The organism is Flavobacterium suncheonense GH29-5 = DSM 17707, from assembly GCF_000430025.1.
Classification (GTDB): Bacteria; Bacteroidota; Bacteroidia; order Flavobacteriales; family Flavobacteriaceae; genus Flavobacterium; species Flavobacterium suncheonense.
Genome location: NZ_AUCZ01000009.1, coordinates 24126 through 42390 on the forward strand (window position 1 = coordinate 24126; position 18265 = coordinate 42390).

At 44.4% G+C, this 18265-nt stretch carries 18 protein-coding genes; 9 read left to right on the forward strand and 9 right to left on the reverse strand.

Annotated features, from left to right (window positions below):
- Positions 1-2 precede the first annotated feature (2 nt).
- A complete protein-coding gene (locus tag G498_RS0106475) occupies positions 3-1823 on the forward strand; it encodes a BatD family protein (protein ID WP_394330615.1) in 1821 nt (606 codons plus the stop codon).
- 10 nt (positions 1824-1833) lie between these two features.
- Entirely contained in the window at positions 1834-2583 is a 750-nt protein-coding gene (locus tag G498_RS0106480; RefSeq protein ID WP_026980432.1) for a tetratricopeptide repeat protein, read from the forward strand.
- Between the two features lie 12 nt (positions 2584-2595).
- Here G498_RS0106480 and G498_RS0106485 read toward each other — a convergent pair whose 3' ends face one another.
- Positions 2596-3126 (reverse strand): CvpA family protein, encoded by a 531-nt coding sequence (locus G498_RS0106485; protein WP_026980433.1) that lies wholly within the window; start codon positions 3124-3126, stop codon positions 2596-2598.
- A 180-nt stretch (positions 3127-3306) separates the two neighbouring features.
- Between G498_RS0106485 and G498_RS0106490 the strand changes: the two genes are divergently transcribed.
- From G498_RS0106490 to G498_RS0106505, 4 genes are all read left to right on the forward strand, one after another.
- Positions 3307-3663, forward strand: a complete 357-nt coding sequence (locus G498_RS0106490) for a hypothetical protein (RefSeq protein WP_026980434.1) — start codon at positions 3307-3309, stop codon at positions 3661-3663.
- Positions 3664-3743: 80 nt separating this feature from the next.
- Positions 3744-4763, forward strand: a complete 1020-nt coding sequence (gene pheS, locus G498_RS0106495; protein WP_026980435.1) for a phenylalanine--tRNA ligase subunit alpha — start codon at positions 3744-3746, stop codon at positions 4761-4763.
- A 150-nt stretch (positions 4764-4913) separates the two neighbouring features.
- Positions 4914-5321 carry a hypothetical protein gene (locus G498_RS0106500; protein WP_026980436.1) on the forward strand — a complete coding sequence of 136 codons (408 nt, stop codon included), beginning with the start codon at positions 4914-4916 and terminating at the stop codon, positions 5319-5321.
- A gap of 70 nt (positions 5322-5391) precedes the next feature.
- A complete protein-coding gene (locus G498_RS0106505) occupies positions 5392-8169 on the forward strand; it encodes a GH92 family glycosyl hydrolase (protein WP_026980437.1) in 2778 nt (925 codons plus the stop codon).
- Positions 8170-8233: 64 nt separating this feature from the next.
- Here G498_RS0106505 and G498_RS0106510 read toward each other — a convergent pair whose 3' ends face one another.
- A complete protein-coding gene (locus G498_RS0106510) occupies positions 8234-9208 on the reverse strand; it encodes a TerC/Alx family metal homeostasis membrane protein (RefSeq protein ID WP_026980438.1) in 975 nt (324 codons plus the stop codon).
- Positions 9209-9418: 210 nt separating this feature from the next.
- Positions 9419-10414, reverse strand: a complete 996-nt coding sequence (locus G498_RS0106515; RefSeq protein WP_026980439.1) for an NAD(P)H-dependent glycerol-3-phosphate dehydrogenase — start codon at positions 10412-10414, stop codon at positions 9419-9421.
- Between the two features lie 513 nt (positions 10415-10927).
- Here G498_RS0106515 and G498_RS14745 point away from each other — a divergent pair.
- The gene (locus G498_RS14745) at positions 10928-12475 is read left to right on the forward strand and encodes a T9SS type A sorting domain-containing protein (RefSeq protein ID WP_051269770.1); all 1548 of its coding nucleotides are present in this window, start codon (positions 10928-10930) and stop codon (positions 12473-12475) included.
- Positions 12476-12504: 29 nt separating this feature from the next.
- Here the strand turns inward: G498_RS14745 and G498_RS0106525 are convergent, their stop codons facing one another.
- From G498_RS0106525 to G498_RS0106550, 6 genes are all read right to left on the reverse strand, one after another.
- Positions 12505-13671 (reverse strand): iron-containing alcohol dehydrogenase, encoded by a 1167-nt coding sequence (locus G498_RS0106525; RefSeq protein ID WP_026980440.1) that lies wholly within the window; start codon positions 13669-13671, stop codon positions 12505-12507.
- A gap of 71 nt (positions 13672-13742) precedes the next feature.
- Entirely contained in the window at positions 13743-14324 is a 582-nt protein-coding gene (gene nadD, locus G498_RS0106530; protein ID WP_026980441.1) for a nicotinate (nicotinamide) nucleotide adenylyltransferase, read from the reverse strand.
- A gap of 70 nt (positions 14325-14394) precedes the next feature.
- Positions 14395-14967: a guanylate kinase gene (gene gmk, locus G498_RS0106535; protein WP_026980442.1), complete on the reverse strand. Its 573-nt coding sequence runs from the start codon at positions 14965-14967 to the stop codon at positions 14395-14397.
- Positions 14968-15034: 67 nt separating this feature from the next.
- Complete coding sequence (locus tag G498_RS0106540; RefSeq protein WP_035744513.1) at positions 15035-15895, reverse strand: YicC/YloC family endoribonuclease; 861 nt, start codon at positions 15893-15895, stop codon at positions 15035-15037.
- A gap of 51 nt (positions 15896-15946) precedes the next feature.
- Complete coding sequence (locus G498_RS0106545; protein WP_026980444.1) at positions 15947-16873, reverse strand: DMT family transporter; 927 nt, start codon at positions 16871-16873, stop codon at positions 15947-15949.
- Positions 16870-17223: an arsenate reductase family protein gene (locus G498_RS0106550; RefSeq protein WP_026980445.1), complete on the reverse strand. Its 354-nt coding sequence runs from the start codon at positions 17221-17223 to the stop codon at positions 16870-16872. The genes G498_RS0106545 and G498_RS0106550 overlap by 4 nt, the downstream gene beginning before the upstream one ends.
- Positions 17224-17342: 119 nt before the next feature.
- Between G498_RS0106550 and G498_RS0106555 the strand changes: the two genes are divergently transcribed.
- Together G498_RS0106555 and G498_RS0106560 are read left to right on the forward strand one after the other, a co-directional pair.
- Positions 17343-17780, forward strand: a complete 438-nt coding sequence (locus G498_RS0106555; RefSeq protein WP_026980446.1) for an acyl-CoA thioesterase — start codon at positions 17343-17345, stop codon at positions 17778-17780.
- A gap of 18 nt (positions 17781-17798) precedes the next feature.
- The gene (locus G498_RS0106560; RefSeq protein WP_026980447.1) at positions 17799-18254 is read left to right on the forward strand and encodes a DinB family protein; all 456 of its coding nucleotides are present in this window, start codon (positions 17799-17801) and stop codon (positions 18252-18254) included.
- The last annotated feature ends 11 nt before the right edge of the window (positions 18255-18265 follow it).

The window sequence follows — 18265 nt, forward strand, 5'->3', positions numbered from 1 at the left end:
TAATGAAGCAAGCGATTATGAACAAATACATTCTTTTACTGTTACTGACAGCTCAGTCATTACTGGCTCAGGTGGAATTCAAAGCTACAGTGAGTAAAAGCACCATAGGGATTAACGAGCGTCTTCGCGTGGATTTCACGATGAACGACGACGGCGATAATTTCGAAGCCCCGGCTTTTGAAGGCTTTAAAATTTTCGGCGGACCCAACCAATCCGTAAATTATTCGTGGGTAAACGGCCGGAAATCCTTCAGCAAATCGTATTCGTTTTTCCTGATGCCTACCAAAAAGGGAACGTTCATCATCAAACCGGCTTCAATCGAAATCGGGGGGAAAGTCTACAAGACCAATCCGGTTAAAGTAACGGTTGGCAATGCCGTGGCACAACCCGAACCCGAAGAAGAGGAAGATCCGTTTGCCATTATTTTCGGAAACCGAAGACCGCGACAGGTCGCACCACCGCCACCGCCGGAACTGAAAGGCGACGGGATTCATCTGGTGGCCGAAATATCCAATACCAATCCGTATGTAAACGAACCGATTACGGCCATTTACAAATTGTATGTGAGCCCGTACGTAAGCGTGAGCGATTTCCGCGAAGCCACGAGCCCGAAATACAACAACTTCTGGAGCCAGAGTATCGACGTGAAGAACTTATCGGTGCAGATGGGAAAATACAACGGCGAAGATTACCGTTACGTCATCCTGCGCAAAACCGTGTTATATCCGCAGAAAGCCGGAAAACTGACGATCGAACCGCTAATGCTGGACATCACGATGCAGGCGCCAACCGGCCGACGCGATATGTTTGGCCGAATGGAGTATGCGAACGGCACCAAAAAAGTATCGGCGGGTGCCAAATCGATTACGGTAAAAGCCTTGCCGGAAACCGGAAAACCCGAAGACTTCACCGGAGCCGTGGGCCATTTCGATTTTAAAGTCAAACCGTCCAAAACCACGCTAAAAGCCGGAGAATCGTTACAGCTGGAAGTAAGTGCCGCCGGAAGAGGGAATATGAAGTTGTTCACCTTACCCAAACCGGTAGTGCCGAATGCTTTGGAAATGTACGACCCGGAACACAAAGAAAACGTAACCACGCCGTTAACCGGGATGCAGGGCACGATTTCCGACAATTACACCATCGTACCGCAGTACAAGGGAACCTATACCATCAAACCGCTTACGTTCAGCTATTTTGATCTGAATACGAAAAGCTATAAAACCTTGTCTTCAGAAGCCATTCAGCTTAACGTACTGGACGGTGTGATGCCGAATAGTAGTGAAGCTGCTGCTTCGGCAAACAAGCAAACGGTTACCAAAAGCGACCAGTTTGCCTTTATCAAATCAAATGCCGAATTGTTGCCGGTTAACCGCAAGGATTTCTTAGGTTCCGGATTGTTTTATGCCTTGTTGCTGGCACCGTTTTGTATCATCCCGATTATCATTCTGGCGAAGAAGAAAAAAGAAGCCATCGACCGCGACGTCACCGGAAACCGCATCCGTCAGTCGAACAAGCTGGCGAAAAAATTCCTGTCGGAAGCCAGCAAGCAAATGGGCAACAAAGAACCGTTTTACGATGCGATGGAACGCGCGCTGCACAACTTCCTGAAAGCCAAACTTTCCATAGAAACCTCGGAAATGAGCAAGGAAAACATTCAGGAACTGCTGGTGTCCAAAAAAGCACAAGCCGAAACCGTAACCGATTTCATGACCCTGATGAAGAACTGCGAATTCGCCCGTTACGCGCCGTCAACCAGTGTGGCGATGCAGCAGGACTACGACAAAGCCGTAAGTGTCATTTCAGAATTGAGCAAGCAGATTTAAATTGGAAACCATGAAAAAGCTAGTATATCTATTTTTAATGATTGCCCAGACCCTCTTCGCGCAATCTGTTTTTCAGAAGGGCAACGAATTGTACAAAAGCGAACAATTTGAAGAGGCTGTTGGTATGTATGAAGGAATTCTGAAGTCCGGACAGCAATCGGCGGAATTGCATTTCAATTTGGGCAATGCCTATTACAAACTGCACAAAGTTGCGCCGGCGATTTACCATTATGAAAAAGCCTTGTTGCTACAACCCAACGATGCGGAAATTCAGACCAATCTGAAATTTGCCCAGAAAATGGCCATCGACGAAATCAAAGTCGTGCCGAAAGTAGGGTTTTCCCAAATGCTGAACGAAGCTTTAGATGTTTTTCACTATGATACCTGGGCCTGGATTGCCACGGTGTTTTCCACGGTGTTTCTGCTGTTTTTTACCGGCTATTATTTTGGCCCTACGTCTTTGATGAAGCGCTTGTTTTTTGCAGGCATGATACTGGCCTTGCTGGTTATTGCCGTAAGTGTGGGCGCTGCCGTGCTGGAACGCAAGCATTACAACAGCGAACGTCCGGCGATAGTTTTTGCCGAAGTTGCTCCTGTGAAAAACGAACCTAAAGCCGCTGCACCTGCAGCTTTCGAGTTGCACGAAGGCACCAAGGTTTTTGTGTTGGAAACCCAAGACAAATGGGCGAAAATCGAATTAACCGATGAAACGCAGGGCTGGATTGAAAGAGCCGCGATTAAAGAGCTGAAGCAGTTCTAAACTCAGTTGCCGTTATTGGTTTGCCTCTTGTTGGGGAAATTCGGTATTTTTCAACGCTTCAAACCAATCGGTCAGAACCGGGAGCAAGACTTCCGAAGTTTTTAAAATCGGATGGAAAAGCAAAGAGTTTTCCTGAGTTTCCTGCGATACCAGCATGTTGTTGAGGTTTACCTTTTGGAACAGACTGAGTACAATGCCGAGCAGCAAAACCGTCTTCAGCACCGCAAAAACACCGCCGCCTAAAGTGTTCAGCCAGCCTAAAAAAGCGAAATCCGCGATACCGGTAAAAATTTTGGCCAACAGGTGAATGGCGATCACAACGACAACCAGCGTCAGCACAAAAGCCGTAAGCTGTACCGTTTTAGGGGACCAGGAAACTGCTTCTTCTAACAGGGCTTTAGCAAGGTACGAAAACTTAACCGCGGCATAAATTCCGACGAAAAAAGCAACCAGCGAAGCCAGTTCCACAAAAAGACCGTTGCGCAACCCTTTGATTAAGCCAAAAACCAGTAAAGCCGCTAAAGCAATATCGATAAAACCCATAAAGTAAGAGAATAGTAATAAGAGCAAAGATAAAAGAAGCGGGACAAGTAAAAAGTAAAAAGCGAAAAAGACTTTTTCGAAACCGTAATTCTCGCGCTGCAACTTAGTATCTTTGCCGTAAATTAAGTCTGATTTTATAAACAGGAAAAACTTCCTACTTCTGACTTCTAACTTAGAACTATGTCAAGAGACGAACAGTTAAAAACCCGCTGGGATGCAGTGGTCAACATATTATCCAATCAGTTTGCCGATGGCGAGATACTCGATTTGGACGCTATCATTTACCTAATCGGTGTGCAGGAATTGGGGCAACTCAACCGGAAATTCAAAAAAGACGAAAAGCTCAACCTGATGCACATCGCCATTTGCCGTTTGCTGGAACCCTACGGTTATTATGAATTCGACTATTTTGATGCCGACAGATGGCCGCATTACAAGGTAAAAGAGCAACTGCCGCCGTTAAAAGCCGGTGAGCAGGCGGTCCTGATGAAAGAAGCCATTGTGAACTACTTTTTGGAAAAAGAACTGATTGATTAAGTATTTGGAACTAATTCCGGATTACTCTTTACTAATCACTCAAAAAAAACTAAATTTGCATCCAATTATTGCATATGACGATGACTGATAAGATTAAAGAATACATAGGTGAAGCCCAGGCATTTACCACCGATAACAAAGATGCTTTAGAAGCGTTTCGCATTAAGTTTTTAGGAAGCAAAGGCTTGCTGAAAGACCTTTTTGCCGAATTTAAAAACGTGCCGAACGACCAAAAAAAAGAATTCGGTCAGGTAATCAACCTGTTGAAAACCACGGCGGAAGACAAGGTGAAAACCCTTCAGGAAGCTATGGAAAGTAAAGAAGTAGCTGGTGGCGTGTATGGTGATTTAACGCGTCCGGGGGAACCTTTGGTTATCGGTTCGCGTCATCCGATTTCGATCGTAAAAAACCAAATTGTCGATATTTTTTCCAACATCGGGTTCAACGTTTCCGAAGGTCCGGAAATCGAAGACGACTGGCACAACTTTACCGCGTTGAACTTACCGGAATACCATCCGGCGCGCGACATGCAGGACACGTTTTTCATCCAGACGAATCCGGATGTGTTGTTGCGTACACATACTTCATCGGTACAGGTGCGCTATATGGAAAGCAACAAGCCGCCGATCCGTACCATTTCACCGGGACGTGTGTTCCGTAACGAAGCGGTTTCGTCGCGTTCGCACTGTATTTTCCATCAGGTGGAAGGTTTGTACATCGACCAGAATGTTTCCTTTGCCGATTTGAAACAGACGTTGTTGTATTTCACCAAGGAAATGTTCGGAAAATCGAAGATCCGTTTGCGTCCGAGTTATTTCCCGTTCACGGAGCCAAGTGCTGAGGTGGATATTTACTGGGGTTTAAAAACGGAAACTGATTACCGCATCACCAAAGGCACCGGCTGGCTGGAAATCATGGGTTGCGGAATGGTCGATCCGAACGTTTTGAAAAACTGTGGTATCGATGCGGACAAGTACAACGGTTTCGCTTTTGGTATGGGAATCGAGCGTATTGCAATGCTGTTGTACCAGATTGGCGATATCCGAATGTTTTATGAGAACGATGTGCGTTTTCTGGAACAGTTTAAATCCAGTATATAGGCAAGACTTCTGCTTTTAAATATAAAGGCCACAAATTCACGAATTATTCTGTCGTATTGAATTAGTAGAAAATTCGTGAATTCGTGGCTTAAATGGTATCGGTAAAAGGTTAATTATAGTAAATTTGCCGCTTATTAAAAAGTCAACGCTATGCAGAAGGATATTAGTATACCAAAAGTGGAAAAGGTGTATGTGGCCGCCGTTCAGGAATGGAACGACGATTTTATGGAAAACTCCTGGTATGCCCACCTGATTAACGACAGCGATGCCAAACTGGAAATGGCCATAGTGGTGTCCAGAGCCTACGGACAAATCAACGGCGAAGACCGCAAAACCGGAACCTTCCGTCATGCGTTTAAGGAAGTGGAGCCGAATTCTTCGGTAAAAATCGAATTGCTGGAAAACAATGTCTTGCAGCTGAACAACGAATTCATGGTGACGTTTTTTATCGGCGACAAACTTTACGACAAAACCTATGTCTTCCGCAGCAATACCATCAACGACAAAGCCTTAGCTGATGTTCCGGTACTGAACAAACGAGGTGTTTTGCTGAAGTAAAACTTGTAAGCCTTTGTTGCGTTTCCTGAAATATTCGCTATTTTAGAGCAAATTTTTCAGTTGATTTTCTATGAAACGCTACGCATTTGCCTGTTTAGTATTTTTTTCTTCCCATTTCGGATTCACTCAGCAATATGATTTTGCGCAATATGTAAACCCCTTTATCGGAACGGGCGGCCACGGACACACGTTTCCGGGCGCCACCGTGCCTTTCGGAATGGTACAGCTTTCGCCCGACACTCGCATCGACGGCAGTTGGGACGGTTGCGGCGGTTATCATTATTCCGATAATGTTATTTACGGCTTTTCCCACACCCATTTGAACGGCGTAGGCGTTTCCGATTACGGCGACATCATGCTGATGCCAACTATGGGAGAACCGTCTTTCGACAATAAAACATATTCGTCCACCTTCTCACACAAGAACGAAAAAGCTTCGGCAGGGTATTACAGTGTCAAATTGGACAAGCACAATATCGATGTCCGTTTAACGGCTTCCACACGAGTAGGCTTTCACGAATACACTTTCAACGAAAAAGGGCAGGCCAACATTATTTTGGATTTGAACCACCGCGATAAATTACTGCAGGGCGATGTGCGCATCGTCAACAGCCGTACCGTTGAAATTTTGCGCAGAAGTGAGGCCTGGGCGCGCGACCAGTATGTTTTCGCCCGCATCGAATTCAACCAACCGATGACCCTCAGCAAGGTGAAAGCCAACGGAAAAAACGAAGCCAATTTCTACAGCGGAACCGAAGTGGCGTTAAGTTTCTCCAAACCTGTTGCAAAAGGCGAAAAAATCTGGGTAAAAGTAGCCTTGTCGCCAACGGGTTACGAAGGAGCCGCGTTGAATTTAACCGAAATCAAACACTGGGATTTTGAACGCACCATCAAAGACGCCAAAGTACTGTGGAATCTGGAGCTGACAAAAATTCAGATCGAAGAAAAGGATAAAGATAAACTGGCCATTTTTTACACGGCTTTGTACCATACGATGATGCAGCCGAACATCGCCGAAGATTTAGACGGCAAATACCGCGGACGGGACAACCAAATCCACGTTGCCGACACCTTTGATTATTATACGGTGTTTTCGCTTTGGGATACGTTTCGCGGCGCCCATCCGTTGTATACCTTACTCGATAAAAAGCGCACGGCGGATTTCATCAATACGTTTATCAAACAGTACGAACAGGGCGGACGATTGCCGGTTTGGGAACTCGCTTCCAACGAAACAGACTGTATGATCGGTTACCATTCCGTTTCCGTGATGGCGGATGCGATGGCAAAAGGGATTCAAGGTTTTGATTACGAAAAAGCTTTTGAAGCCGCGAAACATTCTGCCATGCTCGATCATTTGGGATTAGAAGCATACAAGAAAAATGGTTTCATTGCCATTGATGATGAACACGAAAGCGTGTCCAAGACTTTGGAATACGCCTACGACGACTGGTGTATCGCCCAAATGGCGCAATTGTTGGGCAAAACAGACGATTATCAGTATTTTATGAAGCGTTCCCAAAACTGGAAGAATGTATTCGATTGGGAAAGCGGATTCATGCGCCCTAAGAAAAACGGTGGTTGGGACAAGCCTTTCGAGCCTCGTGAGGTTAACAACAATTATACCGAAGGCAATTCGTGGCAGTACTCCTTTTTTGTGCCACAGGACATTCCCGGGATGATTGAAGCCTATGGCGGCCCAGCCAAATTTGAAGCGAAACTGGACGAAATGTTTACGGCTCCATCCGAAACCACCGGAAGAGAACAGGCAGACATAACCGGACTGATTGGGCAGTATGCGCACGGGAACGAGCCAAGCCACCACATGGCCTATCTGTACAATTACATCGGGAAACCGGAAAAAACGAAAGAAAAAGTACATTACATACTAAACGAATTCTACAAAAACACGCCGGATGGTTTAATCGGGAACGAAGACTGCGGACAGATGAGCGCCTGGTATGTTTTGAGTTCGTTGGGAATGTATTCGGTTACGCCAGGGAAACCAGATTATGCAAAAACGACTCCTTATTTTGAAAAAGCCATTATCCATTTTGAAAATAATCAATCATTAACCATAACCTCAAAAGGTCACAAAGGTTATTTAAAGGAAGTATTGGCAACTTCAAAACAAGAGAGTATTACTCCGATAATCCCTGTTCCGGTAATGCAAGCAGAAAGCAAAGCGTTTAAAAAGAATTTAGAGGTTTCACTAATACCAGCGCCAAAAAACAAAGCGTTTTATTCTTTTGATAACAAAACGTTTAAGAAGTATAAACAGCCTTTTTTCATTAACAAATCAGTAACGGTTTACGCCTATAGTGAGGATGATAACCAAAATCGAAGCCATACCGTTTCTGCCTCTTATTTCCAAAAAGCCAACGATTGGAGTGTCGACATCAAATCGAAATATTCCGCACAATACCACGCCGGTGGACCGGAAGGTTTAATTGACGGAATTCTCGGCAACGAAAACTGGCGTAAAGGCGACTGGCAGGGCTATCAAGGACAGGATTTTGAAGCCGTTATCGACCTGAAAAAGGAAACCAAAATCAACGAAATTGCCGGACGTTTTCTGCAGGATACGCGCGCGTGGATTGTCATGCCGAGGAAGGTGGACTATTATGTTTCGCATGACAACATAAATTTTGAACTGGCCGGAACGGTTGCCAATACCGTGGATGCAAACGATTACAAAGAACAGATTAAAGCCTTTGTTTTACCGGTTAAAGGAAAAACAGCGCGTTATGTAAAAGTTGTTGCTAAAAACTTCGGGACATTACCGGAGTGGCATCAGGGCGCCGGAGGGGATGCTTATATTTTTACGGATGAAATTCTGATTCAATAGAAAACAAAAAGAGCTACAGTTAAGTTGCTCTTTTTTTATTAATACTTTTAAGTGAAGTTTGGAGTTAATCTTTAACCGGAAATGCAAATGAAGCAATCACCGAAAGCATCAAAACACTGCCCACAATCATCAGCGAAACGGGTGAAGAGATATGATAAAAAGGCGCAATTAACATTTTAATCCCAATAAAAGCCAAAATAATGGCTAATCCGTACTTTAAACGACTGAACATATACATGAAGTTGGCCAACAGAAAATAAAGCGCCCTAAGCCCTAAAATGGCAAAAATATTAGACGTGTATAGGATGAACGGGTCGTTCGGTGCGATGGCAAAAATCGCCGGGATGCTGTCCACCGCAAAAATCAGGTCGGTAAACTCGATTACGGCAACCACCACCAGCAAAGGTGTGGCCATTTTTACACCGTTCTGTACCGTGAAGAATTTATCGCCGTCATAATTTTCACTTACCTTGAAAAAACGATGCACCAGTTGTGCGCCCGGACTTTTGGTGAAATCCTTATCGCCTTCGTCCGTTTCGGAAAACCAGGATTTAATACCGGCAAAAATCAGAAAGAATCCGAAAACGGAAAGGATTACATTGATTTTAACCAGATGGCCGAATACGTCCATTTGCGGCAAATAGGTCATGTTAATCAGCTCCACACCGGTAAAGATGAAAATCGCCCGAAAGACCAAGGCGCCGATAATCCCCCAAAACAATACTTTGTGATGAAGCTCCCGCTGAACATTAAAAAATCCGAAAACCAGGATGAATACAAAGAGGTTGTCTACCGAAAGTGCTTTTTCAATCCAATACGCAGACTGGAATTGTGCAAATTTTTCAACCCCCATATAATGATAGATAATACCGCTGAATCCCATGGCCAGGGAAATCCAAAGCGTTGACCACATCAAAGCTTCGCGGTTGCTGATGGCGTGATTGTTTTTCTTGAAAACGCCTAAATCCAACAGCAGCATCGCTACGATTACAATAGTGAAAACCGTTAAAATACCGGGGTGATTGATTAAGTTGTCCATTTGGCTTTAAATTTATTCGGCTAAAATAAAGGTTATTTTTTTCTCCAAGGGAAATCTTGTGAAGTCTTATGAATAAAGGTTTTGCAAGATTGGTTTTTGCTTGGGGTAAAATCAAAAAACAAGTGTAAACCTTTGTGTGTAAAGGATTTTTGCTTGTTTTACCGCTGCGTTTTTAAGATAACGGGTGTTTTTTTAAAAAATGCAATTTTTTTAATCCAGTTTCTCGGTCAGTTTTTTAAAGACGTTTTTCGGTTCTTTTCCTTCGTATAAAATGGCGTAAACCGCGTCGATAATAGGGGTTTTGGCTTTGTAAGTTTCATTCAGTTTGTAGGCGCTTTTGGTAGCGTAATAGCCTTCTGCCACCATACTCATTTCCATCTGTGCCGATTTCACCGTGTAGCCTTTGCCAATCATGTTCCCGAACATTCGGTTTCGGGAGAAGATGGAATAGCCCGTAACCAACAAGTCGCCCAAGTAAGCCGAATCGTTAATGTTGCGCTTCATCTTATGCACCTTTTTGATGTACTTTTTCATCTCACGGATGGCATTGCTCATCAACAAAGCCTGAAAATTGTCCCCATAGCCCAAACCGTGCGCAATTCCGGCCGCAATCGAATAAATGTTTTTTAACATGGCGGCATATTCCGTTCCGATGATGTCGTCGGATGTTTTGGTTTTGATGTAATGGCTGTTGAGGTTTTTGGCCATGATTTTAGCCTTCTCGTCGTCTCCGCAGGCGATGGTTAAATAGGAAAGACGTTCCAGCGCAACTTCCTCCGCGTGACACGGTCCGGTAACAACGCCGATGTTGTCATAGGGAATGTGGTAGGTTTTGTGAAAATGTTCGCCTACAATCAGGCTGGTTTCCGGTACGATTCCTTTGATGGCCGAGAAAATCACTTTGCCTTCTAAACTTACGGTAAGTTTTTCCAGTTCGGCACTTAAAAAAGCAGAAGGAATGGCAAAGATGACGTAATCCGCATAAGCGACCGCTTCGTTAATGTCGTTGGTCAGTTTTAATTTATTGGTGTCAAACTCTACCGAACTCAAATAATTCGGATTGTGTTTGTTGATTTTAATATGTTCGATAGCGTACGTGTTTCGCATGTACCAGGCAATTTCGGGAAGATTCACGCAAAGCATTTTCGCGATGGCCGTTGCCCAGCTTCCTCCGCCGATTACTGCAAATTTTGGAGTATCACTCATTTTATTTTTCAGATTTGAATTTCAAAAATACTCAAAAATGCCCAACTGATAAAAATTATAGGTAAAGTATGGATAAATTGTCTGATTCTTGAGATAAAAACTCGCAAGATTCTCTTTTCTGCACCATTCCGATTATCGAGTTGTTTAAAAGGTTTCCGGATTTGGGTGCAGTTATATCAATACACGGTTATTTGATTATCAAAAAGTTAGCTTTAAAATTAAAGACACTTAAAAATTTTAACATTAGATTATGATTTCGGGGGCAATGAAAACTTTTCAGCGGCCGTTATTATGTCAGCAGTTTGCGGTTGTGCTTTCCCTCTCTTTTTTTGCGGGCAGACAGCAGTTAAAGTGAAGCATTGCGATTATGCCGTAAGCTGTTTGAGTTAGTAGGTTAGGATTAGTTAATATTTTTTGTTTTTGGTGAGAAAGGCGCTCAAGAAAAATTTTCTGAGCGCCTTTCGTTTTTTAATATTTTTTTAACTTACTTTTGCACAGCCAATTAGAAAACAAATGAAAAGATTGTTCTTAGGTTGCCTTTTTGTTTTTGTTACGTTTTCCCTATACGCGCAGTCGCCGGTAATTTCTTATCCGACAGTCAATATTTTTACCGTTAATCAAGCCATCAGTCCTTTACTGCCAACCAATGACGGCGGATCTATACCAAGCCAGCCCATTGTGTCAACCTTTGCGGGTTCCGGAGTGGCAGGAGCTCAGGACTCGACCGGTGCCAATGCGGCCTTTAATTTGCCTACTGTGGTAACCCTTGACAATCAAAACAATCTTATCGTGGTCGACCGCAGCAATCACAAAATCCGTAAAATAACACCTCAGGGTGAGGTAACAACACTTGCGGGGACAGGAATTGCCGGAGCTCAGGACGGACCGGGAAATGCGGCAACTTTCCGTTATCCCGACGGAGCCGTTGTAGATTCTCACGGCAATATTTTCGTAACCGATCAGAGCAACCACAAAATCCGGAAAATTGATACCAACGGTGTAGTTTCAACCTTTGCAGGAACCGGTGTTGGAGGTTTTCAGGATGGAACCGGTTCCGTGGCAAAATTCTTTTATCCGGCCGGCATGGCCATCGACGCCAACGACAATCTTTATATAGCCGATTACAGCAACCATAAAATCCGGATGATTACGCCGGCCGGTATGGTGAGCACTTATGCGGGAACATTCGCCGGAAATGTAGACGGTGACACAGCAACAGCCCGGTTTAACGGCCCTACCGGCGTCTGCCTGGATTCGTTTGGGAATGTATATGTAGCCGATTACGGTAACCATAAAATCCGAAAGATAAGTACTTCCGGAACGATTACCACTTTCGCCGGTAACGGCACGGCAGGAGCCGCAGACGGAGTTTCCGCTTCGGCAACGTTTTATCATCCGGCCATAGTAGCGGCAGATAGTAACAACGAGCTGTTTGTTACCGATCAATACAACCATAAAATCCGAAAGATAAGCCCGGAAGGAGTGGTTACCACGTACGCGGGCACAGGTGAGGTAGGAAGCAACAACGATAAAGCCATTTTGGCAACTTTTAACAGTCCGACGGGTATTGTGGTAGACCCGAATGACAGACTGTATATTGCGGATTACGCCAATCACAAAATCCGGAAAATTCAGGCCTATGGTTATACCATTTCGCCGAATTTACCGGCAGGACTGCAGTTTAACAAAGCGACCGGAGCAATAACCGGACAGCCTTTGGAGGTAACACCGGCAACCGACTATGTCGTAACAGCTGAAAATCAGGACGGAAGCAGTTCATTTACTTTTAGTATTGAAGTACAGGCAAATCTAGCCGTGAATGAAGTAGCTGATGATGAATTGAAAGCCTTTCCGAATCCGGTCAAAGAGAAATTCACGATATCCGGACTGACAGAAACCTCGGAAATCGTTCTTTTGAATGTTTTGGGACAAACGGTTAAAAAAATGAAGACTACGGCTTTTGAGCAGGTCATTGAGGTGGCACAATGGGAAAGCGGAATGTACCTCTGCAGAATAACCAGCGAAACCGGAATGAAAGAAATTAAGATTTTAAAGCAATAAAAAACGCTCCGAAAAAGGAGCGTTTTGTTTTAATAACTCATTTCCACGATTTCCCGGACTTTTTCCGGGGTGATGTTTTGTTGTTCACCCATGGCCACCCAGCCTCTTTCCTCAAAGCGTTTTACAATGAAATCGGCCGTACCTTCGTACTGTTCGGTGTTTTCCGATAAACGGGTCAGCATGCCCATTTTGTGGAAGAAAGCTTCCGTTTTTTCGATGGCTTTTTGTGCCTTTTCTTCGATGGAATTACCCTGAACGTTAAAAACCCGTTCGCCGTATTGCGCCAGTTTTTCTTTTTTGGTGTCGAACATCACGCGGTACAGGTTCGGTCCGATGATGGCCAATGTTCTGGCGTGGTCGATTTCGTATAAAGCGGTCAGTTCGTGTCCGATCATGTGGGTCGCCCAATCCGTCGGAACGCCTTTCTGAATCAGTCCGTTTAAGGCCATGGTGGCGCACCACATAAAGTTGGATGCCAGTTTGTAATCGGTTGGATTTTCAGCCACGCCAGGGCCGATTTCCACTAAGGTCTGTAAAATACTTTCGGCTAATCGGTCCTGCAGCAAGGCATCGGTCGGATAGGTTAAATATTGTTCCATCACATGGGTAAACGCATCGACAATACCGTTTTGGATTTGTCTTTTGGGCAGGGATTCGATTACCGTCGGATCGCAAATCGAAAATCTCGGAAACAACGCGCTGCCGCCAAAGGATAATTTTTCCTGCGTTTCGTTTATCGTGATTACGGCGCCGGAATTCATTTCACTTCCCGTAGCCGGCAAAGTCAATACGGTTCCGAACGGAATAACCTGCGTTATGTCTTTGATTAAAAGGCGTTTGTGCAGAATGTCCATCGGATTACCGTCAAATTTAACCGCTGCCGAGATGAATTTCACCCCGTCAATCACGCTGCCGCCGCCCACTGCCAGAATAAACCCGATGTTTTCCCTGCGGATGATTTCTACCGCTTTCATCAGCGTTTCATAGCGCGGATTCGGCTCAATTCCGCCAAATTCAATGATTTCAACACCGGTAAGTGCCGCTTTTACCTGATCGTAAACGCCATTTTTAAATATGCTTCCGCCTCCGTAAGCCAGCAATATTTTTGTGTTTTTGGGAACCAGATCCGCCAGTTTTGCCGTTTGGTCTTTGCCGAAAACATAATTGGTCGGATTGTATAATTCGAAGTTTAACATAGCTTAAAATTTTTAAAATCTAAAGGTACAGAAGATTTCAGTAGGGACTTTTAAAACTATGTTAATTGAAACTATTTCCGGTAAAACAAATTATGATCAATGTATTCCCAGACTTTTGGCGGCAACATCGGACGGATATTTTTACCATTTTTAAGGCTTTCGCGGATAAAAGTAGACGATAACTCCAAAATCGGTGCACCTATGCGGTGAATTTTCGGATGATTGATAAACTGCCCATCAATTTCCCCGGAAGCGGCTCTCGGATACACATAAATCTCGTGGTTTTGCAGAATGACTTCGTAGTTTTTCCATTTGTGCAGCGAATTCAGGTTGTCTTCACCCATAATCAGGGAAAATTCATAAGTGGGATATTTTTCCTGCAGATGTGCCAACGTGTTTACCGTATAATTCGGTTGCGGCAGTTTGAATTCGATATCGGACGGTTTGATTTTAGGATAATCCTCCGTTGCCAGATGTACCATGTGCAAACGGTGGTAATCGTCTAAAAGCGAGTTTTTCTGTTTGTGCGGATTGTGGGGCGTCACGACCATCCAAATCTGGTCCAGATCGGAATGTTCCGCCATGTGGTTGGCTATGATCAGGTGTCCGATGTGAATCGGGTTAAAAGTGCCGAAATACAGTCCGATTTTCATTTTATTCAGGGATAAGTGAGAAGGGATAAGCGAGAAGATAGGTTACTTTTTCCTTATCCCTTTTCCCTTGTTACTTACTCACAAAATTCTTTACCAATTGATACGCTTCCTCTTTCGCCACCTCCAAATCATAGTTTTTGATGATAGTGTCAAACTGAGGCGCGGTAGCCAATTCCACGTGGGCTTTGGCGATGCGCATGTTGATTTTGTCTTCGCTTTCCGTGGAGCGTTCTTTCAGACGGCGTTTTAACTCGTCCACACTCGGCGGTTTTACGAAAACAGCCAGCGTTTCTTCCGGAAATTTGGATTTGATGCGCAGTCCGCCTGCCACATCGATGTCGAAAATCACGTTTTTGCCCAGCGCCCAAATGCGTTCCACCTCGCTTTTCAGGGTGCCGTAGAAATTGTCGCGGTACACTTCTTCCCATTCCACGAAATCCTCCGCTTTGATGTGTTTTTTGAAGTCTTCAATCGACATGAAATAGTAATCCTTGCCGTTTACTTCTTCGCCTCGGGGTGCTCTTGTAGCGGCAGAAATCGAAAACTCAAGGTTCAGGTCTTCTTTTCCTAATAAATGTCTTACTATAGTGGTTTTTCCCGAACCGGAAGGTGCCGAGAATACGATCAGTTTTCCTTTGCTCATTGTTGTAACTTTTAGCGTTCAGCGGTAAGCCTTTAGCTTGGTTGTGTTGTTTGTAATTGGTTTTGGCTTATAAAACGTTCAAAACCTGTTCTTTGATTTTTTCCAGTTCGTCTTTCATCTGGACTACCAGTTTCTGCATCCCGGCGTGGTTTGATTTGGAACCCATCGTATTGATTTCGCGTCCCATTTCCTGCGTGATGAACCCTAATTTTCGCCCGTTGGCTTCGTTTCCGGCTAAAGTTTCAAGAAAATAGTCCAGATGGTTGGTCAGGCGAACTTTTTCTTCGGTGATGTCCAGTTTTTCCAGATAATAAATCAATTCCTGTTCGAAACGGTTTTCATCCACAGTCACTTTCAACTCGTCGATGGCGGTTTGCAGTCTGTTTTTGATGTTATCGATGCGTTCCGGATCCAGGGCAATGGCCTGATTCATAAAATTGCGGATGTTTTCGATGCGCAGTCTGAATTCGGTTTCCAGTGACAGTCCTTCGTCTTTGCGGAAGGTATTGATGTTGGTCAGCGCTTCGTCAATTACCGTCTGGATTTGTTTCCATTCGGTTTCGTCGATTTCGTCGCGCTCGGTTTTTAAAGCGTCGGGCATGCGAACGGCCATTTTCATCAGTTCCGTGGCATCGGCTTCCGGTAAAATCTCCCGCATTTGGGCGATATAAGCTTTTACAATCGGAGCGTTTACTTTGGTGGAAGTTTCCTCACCGGTCACTTCGATGTAAAGGGAAAAATCGACTTTACCGCGCTCTAAGCTCTGGGAAATCTGGTTGCGCAGCCCCAATTCCATTTCGCGGTACACCGAAGGCATGCGCACATTCAGGTCAAGGCCTTTGCTGTTTAGCGATTTAACTTCTACTGTGATTTTTTTGGTAGGTAACTGTAAGGTCGCCTTGCCAAATCCGGTCATCGATTGTATCATGTTTTTCTAAATAGACTTCAAAGATAAATAAAACTCTTCAGTTATCGGCGCTTAGTGTTGGCTTGGATCGGTTCCGGGAAGCGATTCTTCGATAATCTCCGGTTTTTTCTTAATCACAAGATACACACCGGCAAAAATCAGGGCCGCCGAACCGATTTTCACCCAACCCAGGTTGTCTTTTCCCAATCCGATGGCAAAAACAGTGGCAAAAAACGGCTGCAGGTAAATAAAAACCGCGACCGTAGTGGGTTTGAGTTCGCGCATCGACAACAAATTCAGCAAATAGGTTAAAAAAGTGGAAACTACGACCACAAATCCGATTTTCAGACAGGCGGAGACCGGAACCGTTGCCCAGTCCACTGCTTGAAATTCGCCCCAGCCAAACGGGATGACCATCAGAAATCCGAAAAGGTAAATCCATTTGACAAAGGCAAAGGCGTTGTATTTGTCCATCAGCTTTTTAACGATGATGAGGTAAAAACCATAGGAAACGGCGTTCACGAAAACCAGTAAATTTCCCAGCATCGCATTCGGGGCATTCACCATCGATTTTCCGTAGAGAATCAGCGTTACCGTTCCGGCCAGTCCGAGTAAAATCCCCAATATTTTGCGGTTTTCCATGCGTTCTTTCATGATGATGGCGGATAAAACCAGGACTATCATCGGCGTGGTCACCATCAATACGGCTCCCATAATCGGGGAAGTATAGCTCAGCCCTTTAAAAAACGTGAGCATGTTGAACGCGACTCCGAAAAAAGCCGCGGCGATGATTCTCGGGAAATCTTTCCGGTCAATTTTCCCGGTTTTTACAAACAGGGTGCACAGCCAAAACAGCAGCGTGGAACCGCCCACCCGAAGAAAAATAAAGCCGAATGCGTCAATGTGTTTCGGCATGACGTCTTTGGCTATGGTAAACGTTACGCCGTAAATGATGGCCACCATCCAGGCAGCGATCAAAGCATAGGTGCGGGCTTTCATTTACTTAAAAATTCTATGGCCGCCTGTACCGTTTTCGGACTGTTGCCTACAAAGATTTTTCCGTCGGTGATGATTACCGGTCGGGATAAAAAAGTATAATGTTCTAAAATGTAGCGCTTGAAATCGGCTTCGGTCAGTTTTTCATCTTTCAGACCCATTTCTTTGTACAAGGTGGCGCGCTTGCTGAACAAAACTTCATACGAACCGGCCATTTTTGCCATTTCGTCCACCTGTTTAACGGTCATCGGTTCGGTCTTGATGTCCTGTAATTCGAAAGTGTCCAGATTCGGAAGTGATTTTAAAATGCGCTGACAGGTGCTGCAGGTTTTCAGGTAGTATATTTTTCTCATGGGTTTTCGTTTCATTTTATATGCAAAAATACGGTTTTCGTTAAAATAGCTTTAATTTAAATGCCTTGGGAAACGGCAGGCGGATATTTCTCTTTATTTTTGAGTAAATTTTACAGAAGATGAGCGTTTTTACCAAAACTATTTCGATTCGCTGGTCGGATTTGGACCCGAATTTTCACATGCGCCACAGTGCTTATTACGATTTTGGCGCCCAACACCGTATAGAAGTTTTAGAACAGCAGGGCTTAACCCTTAAAGTAATGCAACAACAGCATTTCGGCCCGGTTTTGTTTCGCGAAGAATGTATTTTCCGAAGAGAGATTCATTTGGGCGATACCATTACCATCAGTACCAAAATCGGGAAGATGAAGGACGATGCCTCGCGCTGGACGATTGTGCACGAGATGAAAAACCAGAAAGGCGAACTGTGTGCGGTACTGAGTGTGGACGGGGCCTGGATGGATACGAAACTGCGAAAACTGGCCAGCCCGACTCCGGAAATAGCCCGCGAGGTGATGCACGCTTTTCCTAAGACCGAAGATTTTGTTTTACTTTAACCTGACCCAATTCAAATTATGGAAGCTACCTTCAACATTAACCTGTCCAGCAGAAACACACTGCTTAAATTTCTTGAAAATTACTCTTTAGAGCAACTGAACAAAGTTCCGGAAGGCTTCAGCAACAACCTGATCTGGAATATCGGCCATATTGTGGTGGTACAACAGATGCTGGTGTATAATTTATCCGGATTACCGATGCTGGTTTCCACGGAAATGGTAGAAAAATATAAGAAAGGCACCAAACCGGAAGCGCCCGTTTTGCAAGAAGAAGCGGAGCAGTTAAAAGCATTGCTTTATGCTACTTTGGAACAAACCAAAAGAGATTTTTCAGAAGACGTTTTTAAAAACTATACGGCTTTTACCACGATGTCCGGGTTTCACATCCGAAACGCACAGGAAGCTATGGAATTCAACAACTATCACGAAGGTGTGCACACGGGCATTATGATGCGCATCGCCAAGTTTTTATAATCCTGAAATTC